A 15,428-nucleotide genomic window follows, 5' to 3' on the forward strand; every position below is an offset into this window, starting at 1 on the left:
TTAAACTCACGAATTAAAACAGGGTTTTACCGTAATCCATCGGCGACAGGCCAAAATAATTGGCGACGGTCTGGCCGATGTCGGCGAAGGTCTCGCGGTGGCCCAGCGAGCCCGGTTTCACTTTCGGGCCGTAGACCAGCACCGGGATGTGCTCACGGGTGTGGTCGGTGCCCGGCCAGGTCGGGTCGCAGCCGTGGTCGGCGGTGAAGATGATGATGTCTTCGTCTTTCACCAGCTTCAGCAGCTCCGGCAGGCGGCGGTCGAACAGCTCCAGCGCGGCGGCGTAGCCCGCCACGTCGCGGCGGTGGCCGTAAGAGGAGTCGAAGTCCACGAAGTTGGTGAACACGATGGTGTTGTCGCCGGCCTTTTCCATTTCAATCAGGGTCGCGTCGAACAGCGCGTCGATGCCGGTCGCCTTCACCTTCTTGGTGATGCCGACGTTGGCATAGATGTCGGCGATTTTACCGATCGACACCACTTCGCCGCCCTTCTCGTCCACCAGCTTTTTCAGCACGGTCGGCGCCGGCGGCTCTACCGCCAGATCGTGGCGGTTGCCGGTGCGCTGGAAGTGGCCCGGCTTGTCGCCGACGAACGGACGCGCGATCACGCGGCCGATGTTGTAACCGCCTTCGGTTAGCTCTTCACGCGCGATTTCGCACAGCTCGTACAGGCGATCCAGGCCGAAGGTTTCTTCATGGCAGGCGATCTGGAACACCGAGTCGGCGGAGGTGTAGAAAATCGGCTTGCCGGTTTTCATGTGCTCTTCGCCCAGTTGATCGAGGATCACGGTGCCGGATGAGTGACAGTTGCCCAGGTAGCCCGGCAGGTTGGCGCGCTCCACCAGCTTATCCAGCAACGCCTGCGGGAAGCTGTTGTGCTCGTCCTTGAAGTAGCCCCAGTCGAACAGTACCGGCACGCCGGCGATTTCCCAGTGGCCCGACGGCGTGTCTTTACCGGAAGAGAGCTCGCTGGCGTAAGCGTAAGCGCCGATGATGTCGGCGTTGCGATCCAGCCCCTGCGGGAAGTTGCCGGTGGACTCTTCCGCCGCTTTGCCGAGCCCCAGGCGACTCAGGTTAGGCAGCGTCAGCGGGCCCTGGCGGCCCACGTTGGCTTCACCGCGCGCGCAAACTTCGGCGATGTGGCCCAGAGTGTCGGAACCCTGGTCGCCAAAACGTTCGGCGTCTTCGCTGGCACCGATGCCGAAGGAGTCCAATACCATAATAAATGTGCGTTTCATCTGTGCTCTCCTGCGTGTTCTCACGCTTTGGACGGCCGCGAAAAAGCCGCGACCGTTCCTGATTCTTGGGTTATTCCGTGACGCGCTTATACACCACCGGCGTCGCTTCCGGCGCCTTGTCGCTCAGCGTCATTGCGCTACGCACCGCATCGGCCGCCTGCTGCCAGCTCTCTTCATCGTTGGCGTGGATCATCGCCAGCGGCTGCTGGGCATCCACCTTATCACCCAGGCGCGCCACCTCGGTCAGACCGACGCTGTAATCGATGGCGTCGCTCGCCCGGCGGCGGCCGCCGCCCAGCGAAACCACCGCCATGCCCAGCGCGCGGGTATCCATGGCGCTGATGATGCCCGGATTTTCAGCATACACCGGCTTGCTCAGCGTTGCCGCCGGCAGATAGCTATCATAACGTTCGACGAAGTCTATCGGCCCTTGCTGCGCCGCCACCATGCGGCCAAACACTTCCGCCGCCTTGCCGTTGTCCAGTACCGCCTGCAGTTTGGCGCGCGCATCGGCCTCGTCATTCGCCAGGCCGCCGGACAGCAGCATCTCCACGCACAGCGCCAGCGTCACTTCCAGCAGGCGCGGGTTGCGGTATTCACCGGTCAGGAAACGCACCGCTTCGCGCACTTCCACCGCATTGCCGGCGCTGGAGGCCAGCACCTGGTTCATGTCGGTCAGCAGCGCAGTGGTCTTGCAGCCCGCGCCGTTGGCCACGCCGACGATCGCCTGCGCCAAATCTTGCGACAGGGCATAGGTCGGCATAAAGGCGCCGGAACCGACCTTCACGTCCATCACCAGCGCATCCAGCCCTTCCGCCAGTTTCTTGGCCAGAATGGAGGCAGTGATCAGCGGGATAGAATCCACGGTGGCGGTGATGTCGCGGGTGGCGTAAAAACGTTTGTCCGCCGGCGCCAGCGAGCTGGTCTGGCCGATGATCGCCACGCCGACGTCCTGAATGATTTTACGGAAGGCGTTATCGTCCGGGAAAATATTGAAGCCCGGAATGGCTTCCAGTTTGTCCAGCGTGCCGCCGGTATGACCCAGGCCGCGGCCGGAGATCATCGGCACATAGCCGCCGCAGGCCGCCACCATCGGGCCGAGCATCAGCGAGGTCACGTCGCCCACGCCGCCGGTCGAATGCTTGTCGACGATCGGGCCGTTCAGCGCCAAACTCTTCCAGTCCAGCACGGTGCCGGAATCGCGCATCGCCATGGTGAGCGCCACGCGCTCCGGCATGCTCATGTCATGGAAATAAATGGTCATCGCCAGCGCGGCGATCTGCCCTTCCGACACCACATTGTCGCGAATACCGTTGATGAAAAAGCGGATTTCCGCTTCGCTTAACGGCTGGCCGTCGCGTTTCTTACGAATAATTTCTTGAGCCAGGAACAAGGCATCCCCCTGTGTCGCTGAAAATCGGTGCAGACGGGCGCGCCTGGCGCCCGCCAACGATATCGATCAGTAGCCGCCGCCGGCGGTCTGGGTTTGGTGGCCCAGCGCGGCCAGCAAGCTGGCCAGCAGGCTGGAAGCGCCAAAGCGGAAATGCCGCGCGTCGGCCCACCCTTCGCCCAGAATACGATCGGCAAGTTGCAGATAATGCAGCGCGTCTTCCGCGGTGCGAACGCCGCCGGCCGGCTTGAAGCCCACCGTCTTCGCCACGCCCATATCGCGGATCACTGACATCATCAGCTCGGCGCTCTCCAGGGTGGCGTTGACCGGCACCTTGCCGGTGGAGGTCTTGATAAAGTCGGCGCCGGCCTTGATGGCGATCTCGGACGCCTTGCGGATCAGATCGGCCTGCTTCAGCTCACCGGTTTCGATGATCACTTTCAGCAGCACGTTGGCCGCCTGGCAAGCCTGTTTGCACTGTTTCACCAGCTCGAAACCGACCTGTTCGTTGCCGGCGATCAGCGCGCGGTAAGGGAACACCACGTCCACTTCATCCGCCCCATAGGCGATGGCCGCGCGGGTTTCCGCCAGCGCGATGTCGATATCGTCGTTGCCATGCGGGAAGTTGGTCACGGTGGCGATACGGATGTCCGGCGTGCCTTGCTCGCGCAGCGCCTTACGCGCCACCGGGATAAAACGCGGGTAGATGCAGATGGCCGCCGTGTGGCCGGCCGGGCTGTTGGCCTGACGACAGAGGGCGATCACTTTCTCGTCGGTGTCATCATCATTCAGCGTGGTTAAATCCATCAAGTTCAGCGCACGTTGCGCTGCTGCGGTTAATTCGGTCATAAAACTCTCCAACTGAGTACCTGGGTGTTGGCGAGCGGACTTGGTTCCATGAAGATAGCGCTGGGGAACGGCGTTCCCGCGGCGGCAACTGAGATCCTTCTCACCGCACATGGCCACCCGCCTTGCGGCCGGCCAGTAATAGCTATTTGAACACGAATGCCGGAGGCGATTCGCGTTCATCGTCACACTATATGAAATAGCACTGTAACAGACCGGAATTATATGTGAAGAGCATCACAAAATAACGCGATATCGTTCACAAATTCGCTAAAGAAGCGGCTGAAGATCGCGGGTGCGGCAAACACCCGCGTTGCTTAGAGTATAGGCGGAGTCCCGCGATCGGTCGCGCCGTCGCGGGCTCCGTGATGGCTTACAGCGCCAGGAAGAAGCCGGCGATGGTGGCACTCATCAGGTTGGACAGCGTGCCCGCCGCCACGGCCTTCAGACCGAAGCGCGCGATGTCGTGGCGACGGTTAGGCGCCATGCTGCCCAGACCGCCAAGCAAGATCGCCACCGAGGAGAGGTTGGCGAAGCCGCACAGCGCAAAGGAGATGATCGCCTTGGTGTGCGTCGACAGCACCTGCAGGCCTTCCGCCGCCACTACGTCATCCGGGCGCAGATAGGCACCGAAGTTCATGTAGGCGACGAATTCGTTGACGATGATCTTCTGGCCGATGAACGAACCGGCGGTCATCGCCTCGCTCCACGGCACGCCGATCAGGAAGGCGATCGGCGAGAACACCCAGCCGAGGATCAGTTCAAGCGACAGCTGCGGATAATCGAACCAGCCGCCGATACCGCCGAGAATGCCGTTAAGCAAGGCGATCAGCGCGATAAACGCCAGCAGCATCGCACCGACGTTCAGCGCCAACTGCATGCCGGAAGCCGCACCAGAAGCCGCCGCGTCGATCACGTTGGCCGGACGATCTTCTTCGGCGATCAGCTTCATCGCATCGTCTTTATCGTGGGTCTGCTCAGTTTCCGGCACCATCAGCTTGGCGAACAACAGCCCGCCCGGCGCCGCCATGAAGGACGCGGCGATCAGGTATTCCAGCGGCACGCCCATCTGCGCGTACCCCGCCAACACCGAACCGGCCACCGAGGCCAGGCCGCCGCACATCACGGCGAACAGTTCCGATTGGCTCATGGTGGCGATATACGGACGCACCACCAGCGGCGCTTCGGTCTGGCCGACGAAAATGTTGGCGGTCGCCGACAGCGATTCGGTGCGCGAAGTGCCCAGCAGCTTATGCAGGCCGCCGCCCAGAACGCGGATCACCAACTGCATGATGCCGAGGTAGTACAGCACCGCAATCAGCGAGGAGAAGAACACGATCACCGGCAGGACGCGCAGCGCGAACACGAAGCCACCGCCGCCGAACACCTCGAACATCTTATCGGACACCAGCCCGCCGAAGATGAACGAAATGCCCTGATTGCCGTAGGCGATAACGTTTGCCACACCGTTAGACATACTGCCGAGGATGCTGCGGCCCAGCGGCACGTACAGCACCAGCGCACCGATGCCGACCTGAATGATGAACGCCCACACGACGGTGCGCAATTTGATGGCCCGGCGGTTGCTGGAGAGCAGCACCGCAATGGCGATCAGCACCGCCATGCCAACCAAACTCATGATGAGTTGCATGCAAAGTTTCCCTGTTGCAAAAAATAAAATACATCCCTGCTCATGAAGAGAGGTCTGCTATTGGAGAGTTTCGGGGGGGATTATACTGAGCGAGGTCACCCTCGCACCGATTTATGTCACAAATGTATACAACGAGACGCAAATGAAAATCTTATAACGTGACGCATGTCACGTTATGGTCATCTCAGTTCGGCATGGCGAACAGCGCCTGAGTATTGCGTTGCAGGTGGGCGGCGATCTCGTCGACCGGTTCCGGCCGCAGCGCGCACAGCGTTTGAAACACCTCGGCGGCGCGTTCGGGGCGATTCGGCTGCCCCTGATAGCCGGCCAGCGGCATATCCGGCGCATCGGTCTCCAGCAGCAGCGCCTCGAGCGGCAGCTGCGCCATCACGCCGCGCGTTTTCTGCGCCCGCTCATAGGTGATAGTGCCGCCCACGCCGATGTAATAGCCAAGGCGAATAAACGCCTGTGCCTGCGACAGGCTGCCGGCGAAGCCGTGCACCACGCCGCGACGCGGCAGCTGTATGCGCCGCAGCGCCGCGGCCAGTTGATCGTGAGTGCGGCGCGAGTGCAGGATCACCGGCAGGTCATGCTGTTTCGCCAGCCTCAGTTGGGCCAGCAGCACGCTTTGCTGCCGCTCGAACTGCGGGTTGTCCATATACAGATCGAGCCCGATTTCCCCCACCGCCACCAGCTTGTGCGGCCGTTCGGCCAGCAACGCCGCCAGCTGTTCCAACTGCGGTTCATGATGCTGCGCGATATACAGCGGGTGCAGCCCCAGCGCGGCGAACAGCGGCGCGTGCTCCTGCGCCAGCCGCAGCACCCGCGCGAAGCGATCGGCGGTAACCGTCGGCACGATGATGCGCTGCACGCCGGCGCCGGCTGCCCGCGCCAGGCTCTCGGCCTCATGCCCGGTAAAGGGTGGGAAATCGAAATGGCAGTGGGTATCGGTAAAGGCGTAACTCACAGCGCGCCCCCTTCACCCGGCGGCAGATCGCCCGGCAGGATAATTTTCGGCGCCGCCACCGCGGCCTCCGGCTGCGCGCCCAGATCGGACGGCATGGCGATATCGGTCACGATCGGCGAAGGCATTCTGACGTTCTCCGGCTGGATCAGACGGCGCGACAGCGATTTCTTCACCTTCATGCCGTCCGGCTCCGGCTGCGCCATCCACTGGCCGACGGTGGCCAGGAAGTAACGGCCGCAGCGGCGCCCCAGATGATAATCCTGATTGAGCGAACCCAGTCGGCTGCCCAGCGCATTGCTGGCCAGCGGCTTCGGTGGAAAGATTTCGAAGATGCGCAGCTTGCCCGGCGGCTTCTCGATAAAGCGCTGGATGCGGTGGTAGCTTTGCTCGTGGTGCTGCAGGATGCGCACCATCTGCTGCAGACTGCTGTCGCTCAGCCAGTGCTCCATGCGCTTCATCCACTGCGGGGTGTAGTACATCTGCGAAGGGACGGTGCGGATCACCACGATGGTGTCGGCGCCGCGACGGTAGGCCTCCTCCACCGGGATCGCATCGCTGATGCCGCCGTCCTGATAGCTGACGCCATCCAGCTCCACGCCCTGACGATAAAAGCCGGGAATGGCACTGGACGCCTTGATGGCCGGCAGCCAGCGTTCACGCTGCGCCGGCAGATAGGTCGGTTCAAAATCATCGCTGCGGCAGGCGCACAGCAGGAACTCGCGCCCATCGGTGAGGTGTTGTTCCGCCACGTCCATCGCCAGCGGCATCTGTGCCGCCGCCGTGTCGACCAACCAATCGAGATCGATCAGATGCCCGCCGCGTACGAAACGCAGCGGATTGAAAAATTGCGCCGACGTAGTGTAACGGGTGATCACTCGACGCGCGTAGCCCATCTGGCCGCAGATGTAGGCGGACAGATTTTGCGCGCCGGCAGACGTGCCGATCAACAAATCGAAAGGGTTAAAGCCCGCGCGCTGAAACTCGTCCAGCACGCCGGCGGTGAAAATGCCGCGCTGGCCGCCGCCTTCGCAGACCAACGCCATTTTTCCTGGCCGAAAGGGTTTAGACGCCAGCGGTTCTATATTGCCGAGCGTGATGGGTATTCTGTATCCCAACTTGGCATCCTCAGTGAGACGTTTTTTCCGAGGATACCGCGTCTCGCTCTCTTCCGTAATCCTCTTGCAGCACGCCGGCGAGGAAATCATTGCTGCCAGCCAGCCAGGCGCAATCGCTGCCGGACCATTCGGCCCACGCCTGCCATACCTGGCCTTTCAGCTGTTTCCAGCGTCCGACGACGATATCGCTGTTCATGGCCGGCCCTCCCGACGTGAGAAAAGGAATTAAGCTTTGTTACAGTTTGCAGGAAAATGCCGGCCGGCTAAGGGCGCCGACGGCCGGTGAACAGGCTGACCAGGAACAGGATGATGCCGACAACGAACACGACTTTGGCGGCCCAGGCGGCGGTGCCCGCCAGCGAACCGAACCCCAGTGCCGCAGCGATAAGCGCGATGACTAAAAAGATAATGCCCCAACGAAACATAAGCTTCTCCTTACCATTGTGAAAAAATTCGCTGCCGTCTACCGCCCCGACAACGGACGTCGACGGCAAATCAGTTTCTTTTTTTGGTGGTACACGTCGGGCCGCCTTGACGGCCCGACAGATGCGGCTTGTTGTTACTTGTTACGGGCGCCTGGCGGGATTACGGCTTGACCACCAGGTCGTTTTTCACGCTTTTCACGCCGTCGATAGCCTTGGCGATGCTTTCGGCACGCTCAGACTGCGCCTGCGTTTTCACCTCACCGGAAAGCTGCACCACACCATCGGTGGTTTCCACTTTCACATTGCGCGACGGCACGATGTCATCGGCCAGCAGCTTGGCTTTCAGCTCGCTGGTGGTGGCGGTGTCGCCGGCATACGATTTGATCGACTGGTTGGCTTCATCTTTCACGTGCAGCTTGTCGCTGACGGTTTTGACGCCTTCCACCTTACCGGCAACCGCAACCGCATGCTCCGCCTGCGCCTGGCTGCCGACAAACCCGCTCAGGATCACGGTGCCTTTTTCGGTTTTCACCGAAATGTCAGCGCTTTTGATGGTTTTATCGTCCACCAACGCACTTTTAACTTTAGCCGTTATCGCGCTGTCATCCATGTAACCGTCAACTTTTTTCATGGAGCTATCGATTTTGGCACCGGCACTGTCCGCGGCGTTAGACGCCTTGTTAAGCAGACTGTCTTCGGCCAGCGCAGTGCCGCTCACCAAAGCAGAACCCAAAACAACAGCCATCAGCGAGTGTGCAAATTTGGTCTTTTTCATCGATCTCTTCCTTTTGTTGGGGGCCCCAGCGCCAGAGCGCCGGAACCCTTCAGCCGCCTTCACGCGGCCTCTCGGTAAATACTTCATCATCGCTATACGATTAAGCGTTCACGACAGGAATATTGCAACCGCCGTGCCAACTCCATAAACACCTTAAAAATCAAACAAAAAAAGCATTGAGTCGGATTTTTAATCAAAAAACTGTCGCCTATTGACGACAGACTAAGTGACACGAAACGGTAAAACATTCATCTCATTGATATTTAAGGAAACAGACTGTCTCCTATCGGCAACACATCAGAATAACTCACCAAACAATCAGCGTATTACAGTGATTTACTCTCAAACAATGTGCGGACATCTCGTTAAAGATAGACCATGCGGCGGAAAATGCAGGCCAAACGAACGCTGCCTGGCGATATCGGTTTGCGGCATAAAAGGTGAGGAAATTTTATTAATTAGCGGAGTGAGGATGAGGGAGGTTGGCAGGGCGCACCGGGCGCCCTGCCGATTTATCAGTGTTCGCGGGTTTTGCGGAAGGTCACATCAGGATAGCGTTCCTGCGTCAGGTTGAGGTTCACCATGGTCGGCGCGATGTAGGACAGGTTGTCCCCACCGTCCAGCGCCAGGTTGATCTCGTTCTTGCGCTTGAACTCTTCGAACTTCTTCACGTCGTCGCACTCGACCCAGCGCGCGGTCGACACGTTGACCGACTCATACAGCGCTTCCACGTTGTACTCGCTCTTCAAGCGCGCCACCACCACGTCGAACTGCAGCACACCGACCGCGCCGACGATCAGATCGTTGTTGGCGATCGGGCGGAATACCTGCACCGCGCCCTCTTCGGACAGCTGCACCAGCCCCTTCAGCAGCTGTTTCTGCTTCAGCGGATCGCGCAGGCGAATGCGGCGGAACAGTTCCGGCGCGAAGTTCGGGATGCCGGTGAACTTCATGTCTTCACCCTGGGTGAAGGTATCGCCGATCTGGATGGTGCCATGGTTGTGCAGACCGATGATGTCGCCCGGATAGGCTTCTTCCACGTGCGAGCGGTCACCGGCCATAAAGGTCAGCGCGTCGGAGATCACCACGTCTTTGCCGGTGCGCACCTGGCGCAGCTTCATGCCCTTCTCATAACGGCCGGACACCACACGCATAAAGGCCACGCGGTCGCGGTGCTTCGGATCCATGTTGGCCTGGATCTTGAACACGAAGCCGGTGAATTTCTCTTCCGCCGCCGTCACTTCGCGGGTGTCGGTTTTGCGCGGCATCGGCGCCGGTGCCCAGGCCACCAGGCCGTCCAGCATGTGATCCACGCCGAAGTTGCCGAGTGCGGTACCGAAGAACACCGGGGTCAGTTCGCCGCTCAGGAAAGCTTCCTGATCGAACTCGTGAGAAGCGCCTTGCACCAGTTCCAGCTCATCGCGCAGCTGCGCCGCCAGATCTTCGCCCACCGCCGCATCCAGCTCTGGGTTGTTCAGGCCCTTGACGATGCGCACTTCCTGAATGGTGTGGCCTTTACCGGTCTGATACAGGTAGGTTTCATCCTTGTACAGGTGGTAAACGCCCTTGAACAGCTTGCCGCAGCCGATCGGCCAGGTGATGGGCGAGCAGGCGATCTTCAGTTCGCGCTCAACTTCATCCATCACTTCCATCGGATCGCGAATGTCGCGGTCCAGCTTGTTCATGAAGGTCAGGATCGGCGTGTCGCGCAGGCGGGTGACTTCCATCAGCTTGCGGGTGCGATCCTCTACGCCCTTGGCGGCGTCGATCACCATCAGACAGCAGTCGACCGCGGTCAGGGTGCGATACGTATCTTCGGAGAAGTCTTCGTGCCCCGGGGTATCCAGCAGGTTGACCAGGCTGTCACGGTACGGGAACTGCATCACCGAGGTGGTGATCGAGATCCCACGCTGCTTTTCCATTTCCATCCAGTCGGATTTGGCGTGCTGGCTGGAGCCGCGGCCTTTTACCGTACCGGCGGTCTGGATCGCCTGTCCGAACAGCAGCACTTTTTCGGTAATGGTGGTTTTACCGGCATCGGGGTGCGAGATGATGGCGAAAGTTCTTCTTTTGGAGACTTCGCGGGCAAATTCACTAGGAGACATGGTTTTCAGGTTCTACGGTTAGTCCGCCCTGCGACATCATCAGAACGCGCCGATCGCGGCGCCGGGCAAAGCGGTGAATAAAAGATAACAGCCGGGCATTTTCGCCGATTTGCCAACCGGTGACAATCAATGCTTTTTCCGGCCGGGCTGATTACCCCAGCGGCAGCGCCATCACGATCGCGTCTTCGCGGCCGTGGGCGCTCGGGTAATAATTGCGGCGCACGGTGACTTCGTTGAAACCGAGATCTTCATACAGCGCGATCGCCGCCTGGTTGGAGGCGCGCACCTCCAGCCACAGCGTGACCACGCCGCGGCTCTCCAGCTGTTCGATCAACGCGTTGAGCAACAGGCGGCCAAAACCCCGGCGCTGGTGCTGCGGATGGATGGCGATGTTGAACAGCGTGGCTTCGTCCAGCACGATTTGCGTGATGGCGAATCCCGCCATCTCCCCATCGGCGCTCAGCTTCAGGTTAAGGTAACGATCGCCCTGATTGCTGGCGAAGGTGGTTTCCGTCCAGGGGAAAGCGTGGCTGGCTTGCTCAATGATGAAGGCCGTGGCCAGGTCGGCCGCCGTCAGGGTAGAAATCGTGTTCATGATGACAAATCTGCTGCCAGAGGGCGCGTTTGGCCCCCGCGTCTTGGGAAAGCTCGGCCAGCGCCGGGCTGTGTAGCTGCGCGCCGGCGACCGCGAGCGGTTCCGCCACGCCCAGCCGCCAACTGTTGCATGTGGTCTCTTCAGGCAGCATCGCCGCCTGTTCCGGCGTCAGGCTGTAAGTTTGCGCCGGCGTCAGCCCCAGGCTGCGCAGCACGTCGCAAAACAGCGGATCGTCGGGCGCCGGCAGCGTCTGCGCCACCACCAGCAGGCGCGCCTCGGGTGGCAGACTGACCGCCACTTCGCCCTGCAACACGCCCGGGCGGCGCAATGTCCACTGCGTAATACCCAGTTGTTGTAACAGCCAGTCGCGTTTTGATGCCATGCCGATTCCTACCCGTTGTGGTGCGCCATGCCTGCCATGCGCCGCGCTATGCTAACAAACCCGCGCAGCCCGCGCCAACAAACCCGTCGAACATATCGCCACAAAGCTCTATAATCCCCGGTCTCATTTCCAGGAGCCAATATCTGATGTCTGCATTAACCCCCGCCAGTGAAGTCATGCTGCGCCACAGTGATGAATTTATCGAACGCCGCGTGCTGTTTGCCGGCGACCTGCAGGACAGCCTGCCGGCCCAATTCGAGGCCGCGGACGTGCGCGTCCACACTCAGCAATACCATCACTGGCAGTTACTGAACCGGACGATGGGCGATAACGTGCAGTTCGGTTTGACCGTCGATCCCGCTTTCGTCGCCGACTGCGACACGCTGGTTTACTACTGGCCGAAGAGCAAGCAGGAAGCGCAATTCCAGCTGTGCAACCTGCTGGCGCTGCTGCCGGTGGGAGCGGACGTGTTCGTGGTCGGTGAAAACCGCAGCGGCGTGCGCAGCGCCGAGCCAACGCTGGAAGGCCACGTCACGCTGGCGAAAATCGACAGCGCGCGCCGCTGCGGCCTGTATCACGGCCGCCTGGACGCGCAGACCGAGTTCGACCTGAACGAGTGGTGGGACAGCTATCAGCTACACGATCTGGAAGTGAAAACGCTGCCGGGCGTGTTCAGCCGCGACGGCCTGGACGTCGGCAGCTCGCTGCTGCTGTCGACGCTGGAAAAACACATGAAAGGCAAGGTGCTGGACATCGGCTGCGGCGCCGGCGTGATGGCCTCGGTGATGGCCAAGCTGTCGCCGAAGGTGAAACTGACCCTCAGCGACGTCAATGCCGCCGCGGTGGAATCCAGCCGCGCAACACTGGCCGCCAACGGCATCGAAGGCGAAGTGATCGTCAGCAACGTTTACTCCGATATCACCGGCCGTTTCGACATGATCATCTCCAACCCGCCGTTCCACGACGGGCTGCAGACCAGCCTGACCGCTGCCGAAACGCTGATCCGCGGCGCGGTGAAGCACCTGCCGATCGGGGGTCAACTGCGCATCGTCGCCAACGCCTTCCTGCCGTACCCGGACATTCTGGACGCCACCTTCGGCAGCCACGAAGTGCTGGCGCAGAACGGCCGCTTCAAGGTGTACCAGGCGACCGTCGGCCGCCCGCCGCGCGCGCCGAAGAAGAAATAAGTTTCCGTTGGCGGAAAACGACAGAGCGCGGCACGAGGCCGCGCTTTTTTTTAGCCGTTGATATAGGTCATCGACTCCGCGCCGTAGCGATCGCCGGCCGCCGCGCTCAGCGGGAACACCGCTTCTATCGCCGCCAGTTCAGTCGCGCTCAGCGCGATCTCCGCCGCGGCGACGTTCTCTTCCAGATAGCGACGGCGTTTGGTGCCGGGGATCGGCACAATGTGTTCGCCCTGCGCCAATACCCAGGCCAGCGCCAACTGAGAAGGCTTGACACCCTTCTGCGCCGCCAGCTCGCTCACCTTCTCCACCAGCGCCAGGTTGCGGGCGAAGTTTTCCCCCTGGAAGCGCGGGTTACTGCGGCGGAAATCGTCCTCGGCCAGATCCTCCGGCCGCCGGATAGCGCCGGTGAGGAAACCGCGCCCTAACGGGCTGTAGGGCACAAAGCCGATGCCCAGGCGCTCGCAGGCCGCCAGCACGCCCTGCTCGGCGTCGCGCGTCCACAGCGAATATTCGGTCTGCAGCGCGGTGATCGGATGTACCTTGTGCGCCCGCTCCAGCGTGGCGACCGACGCCTCGCTCAGGCCGATATGGCGGATCTTGCCTTCGCGGATCAGATCCGCCATCGTGCCCACGACGTCTTCGATCGGCACCTGCGGATCGACCCGGTGCTGATAATAGGAATCAATAAATCAAATCAACCAACTGATAATTATGAAAAAAATAAGCACACAAAACAAACTTACACATACAGATATACACACTTGCACGAACTAACAGCCCATTTAAACAAACGATTGAAAATTATACTCGCCCATCATTATCTAGACCGATTTCCTGCAAAAAAAGATTTATAGTAAAACTATGCACCCTCTTCATCAAATTTTATTATTTTTAAAAATCAATGACATAAATAATTAACACCGCTGTATTCACCGTTCACTGCCCCTACACCTTCGGTGCAGGGCCATTGCCCCTCGTGCATAACATGGCCTTAATGGATCCTGCTAACAGCCTCTTGCCCTGATTCAGGCTAACACTCAGTCCCCCGCCCTTTGGCCATCCCTTGAATAAATCGGCGACGCATATCCTGCAAGGAGCCCTTTTTCTTTTCGCCCAACAAATAAACCGGAATCATCCTGACCGGCTTTCCGTCAACATTTGGCGCTGAAAGTATGTGCATATAACGCTTGCGTGCTCCTCTTGCTCCCCCGCTCATACCATTGCCGACTTTTCACCACATCAGGGCGCACCCGACGCAGGTAAGACATCACATTTCCTGCACTGTCCAGACTTATTCCAAACACTTTTGCCACATCGTGACGACTAAAAGGCCTTCCCAGATGCCGGCCCCACCGCGCCACCCGCTGATAAAGGGGGACATGCTCACTCCCCCACACCTCGACTGCGCCCGATAACCCCAATAGTGATGATACCTCCAGAGCACAGGGGGCTTCCTGTTCCTTTTTCATTTAGGTGGCCTTTGTTTATCAAGCAATTTCACACCTAGTCGGCAACGACTTCTTCGTCCCGTGCCAATCAAACATCCTTGCACAGCACGCCGATAGGCAACGCGTCCTGCAACGGCGACATCAGCGGCAAATTTGCGTCTTTGAGCCAGACATGATTAAAGCGTGCTGCATTCGCCGCCGTATAAAGCACGGTATGCCGAATATTGCGATGCCCAAGATAATCCTGTATCAAGCGTGTATCATTACCACGCTCTGCGAGGTTATACCCACAGGCATGGCGCAACATATGAGGATGTAGCGGCAGCGGTAAACCGGCTCGTTCGCCATAACGCCGCAGTAACTGATAAAACCGTTGTCGTGATAATCGCGTCCCGCGCTGTGACAAAAATAACCAGGGCTGATGCTGCCCCGCAAACACCTGCCGTTCGGCAAGCCAGACCTGCAACGCCGTATTCTCCTCCGGTAACAAGGGATGACTGGTACTCATCCCGCCCTTGAGTCTGGCGATATAAATCTTCCTGGATAAGGGGTCGTAATCCGTGAGTCGCAATGCCGTCAGTTCACTGACCCTGAGACCGTGTAAAAAGGCCATACTCACCATACAATAATCACGAACAGAAACCATATCCATCGCAATAGTTTTCAGCAAGCTGTTTATTTCATCCTCGCTTAAATATTTGCGTTTCATCACTGCCTCACCGTTTAGGATTAGTCTTATGTCGGTCCAACCAGTGAAGGTAACAGCGATGATTTTATTTTAAATACTTTTTTACAAAATATCACACAACCTAGATGGGCATCACAAACCCTATGCAAACAACACAATACATATCATAAAGTTATCTTATTAATCCATGCAATTAACAAGGTTAAGCTACGGTAAAATCAGCAAGAAAAGACGCGTCCATCGCGCTCAGTTCTCAACATATTGCATAATAACAATGCTTCTCGGCCCCCCTTCCTGATACCGAATAATAATGCGTTTTCCAACCCTGAGCGCATCCACATAATAGGGTGAAACGATAACATCCTTTAATACGTGATACCCTTCGCCATTGACCGAAAAAGCAAGCTGTAATTGCACCGACATCTTTCCCACAACAACCTGTCTCTTATGCGGCGTAGCATTCACAATCAGCGCACGGGTTTCCTTGCCATGCTTCATAATGACCCGATTTTTTCGGGCCGCTCGGCAAGTGTTCCAAATCCCTACCATGACCAGCAGTATTAGCACCAGGGTAAGGGCCACATTTGACCAGAACGCAACATTGACCATCGTCATAT

Annotated in this window: 15 protein-coding genes and 1 pseudogene; 1 reads left to right on the forward strand and 15 read right to left on the reverse strand. The window is 59.1% G+C overall.

All coding sequences use genetic code 11. The features are described 5' to 3' along the window. Positions 1-13: 13 nt before the first annotated feature. The 12 genes from deoB to ACJ8QF_RS19100 form a co-directional block, all read right to left on the reverse strand. Positions 14-1,237 carry a phosphopentomutase gene (gene deoB, locus ACJ8QF_RS19045; RefSeq protein ID WP_004933063.1) on the reverse strand — a complete coding sequence of 408 codons (1,224 nt, stop codon included), beginning with the start codon at positions 1,235-1,237 and terminating at the stop codon, positions 14-16. A gap of 70 nt (positions 1,238-1,307) precedes the next feature. Then, positions 1,308-2,630, reverse strand: a complete 1,323-nt coding sequence (gene deoA, locus ACJ8QF_RS19050) for a thymidine phosphorylase (protein WP_004933068.1) — start codon at positions 2,628-2,630, stop codon at positions 1,308-1,310. A 66-nt stretch (positions 2,631-2,696) separates the two neighbouring features. Then, on the reverse strand, positions 2,697-3,476 hold the full coding sequence (gene deoC / locus ACJ8QF_RS19055; protein WP_033641793.1) for a deoxyribose-phosphate aldolase: 780 nt from the start codon (positions 3,474-3,476) through the stop codon (positions 2,697-2,699). A 370-nt stretch (positions 3,477-3,846) separates the two neighbouring features. Continuing rightward, the gene (locus ACJ8QF_RS19060) at positions 3,847-5,124 is read right to left on the reverse strand and encodes a NupC/NupG family nucleoside CNT transporter (RefSeq protein WP_004933076.1); all 1,278 of its coding nucleotides are present in this window, start codon (positions 5,122-5,124) and stop codon (positions 3,847-3,849) included. Positions 5,125-5,308: 184 nt separating this feature from the next. Continuing rightward, positions 5,309-6,091, reverse strand: a complete 783-nt coding sequence (locus tag ACJ8QF_RS19065) for a TatD family hydrolase (protein ID WP_442537761.1) — start codon at positions 6,089-6,091, stop codon at positions 5,309-5,311. Further along, entirely contained in the window at positions 6,088-7,206 is a 1,119-nt protein-coding gene (locus tag ACJ8QF_RS19070) for a patatin-like phospholipase family protein (RefSeq protein WP_074055303.1), read from the reverse strand. Before ACJ8QF_RS19070 ends, ACJ8QF_RS19065 begins: the two co-directional genes overlap by 4 nt. 10 nt (positions 7,207-7,216) lie before the next feature. Beyond that, positions 7,217-7,402: a CsbD family protein gene (locus ACJ8QF_RS19075; protein ID WP_019454987.1), complete on the reverse strand. Its 186-nt coding sequence runs from the start codon at positions 7,400-7,402 to the stop codon at positions 7,217-7,219. 67 nt (positions 7,403-7,469) lie between these two features. Further along, positions 7,470-7,631, reverse strand: a complete 162-nt coding sequence (locus ACJ8QF_RS19080; RefSeq protein ID WP_004933089.1) for a DUF1328 domain-containing protein — start codon at positions 7,629-7,631, stop codon at positions 7,470-7,472. Positions 7,632-7,791: 160 nt separating this feature from the next. Beyond that, positions 7,792-8,406 (reverse strand): molecular chaperone OsmY, encoded by a 615-nt coding sequence (osmY, locus tag ACJ8QF_RS19085; protein ID WP_131165198.1) that lies wholly within the window; start codon positions 8,404-8,406, stop codon positions 7,792-7,794. 515 nt (positions 8,407-8,921) lie between these two features. Next, positions 8,922-10,511, reverse strand: a complete 1,590-nt coding sequence (gene prfC, locus ACJ8QF_RS19090; protein WP_004933094.1) for a peptide chain release factor 3 — start codon at positions 10,509-10,511, stop codon at positions 8,922-8,924. A gap of 151 nt (positions 10,512-10,662) precedes the next feature. After that, on the reverse strand, positions 10,663-11,106 hold the full coding sequence (gene rimI, locus ACJ8QF_RS19095; protein WP_131165197.1) for a ribosomal protein S18-alanine N-acetyltransferase: 444 nt from the start codon (positions 11,104-11,106) through the stop codon (positions 10,663-10,665). Next, positions 11,051-11,488, reverse strand: a complete 438-nt coding sequence (locus ACJ8QF_RS19100; RefSeq protein WP_131165196.1) for a DNA polymerase III subunit psi — start codon at positions 11,486-11,488, stop codon at positions 11,051-11,053. Before ACJ8QF_RS19100 ends, rimI begins: the two co-directional genes overlap by 56 nt. A 146-nt stretch (positions 11,489-11,634) precedes the next feature. Between ACJ8QF_RS19100 and rsmC the strand changes: the two genes are divergently transcribed. Beyond that, positions 11,635-12,675 carry a 16S rRNA (guanine(1207)-N(2))-methyltransferase RsmC gene (gene rsmC / locus ACJ8QF_RS19105; RefSeq protein ID WP_048326064.1) on the forward strand — a complete coding sequence of 347 codons (1,041 nt, stop codon included), beginning with the start codon at positions 11,635-11,637 and terminating at the stop codon, positions 12,673-12,675. Between the two features lie 50 nt (positions 12,676-12,725). On the opposite strand, the pseudogene ACJ8QF_RS19110 reads toward rsmC, so the two are convergent. The 3 genes and pseudogenes from ACJ8QF_RS19110 to ACJ8QF_RS19120 all read right to left on the reverse strand — a co-directional run. Then, positions 12,726-13,361, reverse strand: a pseudogene (locus tag ACJ8QF_RS19110) (aldo/keto reductase); the annotation flags it as partial. Positions 13,362-14,211: 850 nt separating this feature from the next. Then, positions 14,212-14,832 (reverse strand): tyrosine-type DNA invertase, encoded by a 621-nt coding sequence (locus tag ACJ8QF_RS19115; protein WP_279577875.1) that lies wholly within the window; start codon positions 14,830-14,832, stop codon positions 14,212-14,214. A 225-nt stretch (positions 14,833-15,057) separates the two neighbouring features. After that, the gene (locus ACJ8QF_RS19120; RefSeq protein ID WP_243810868.1) at positions 15,058-15,426 is read right to left on the reverse strand and encodes a hypothetical protein; all 369 of its coding nucleotides are present in this window, start codon (positions 15,424-15,426) and stop codon (positions 15,058-15,060) included. Between the last annotated feature and the right edge of the window lie 2 nt (positions 15,427-15,428).

It is taken from the genome of Serratia sp. CY81684 (assembly GCF_052166595.1).
Taxonomy (GTDB): Bacteria; Pseudomonadota; Gammaproteobacteria; order Enterobacterales; family Enterobacteriaceae; genus Serratia; species Serratia nematodiphila.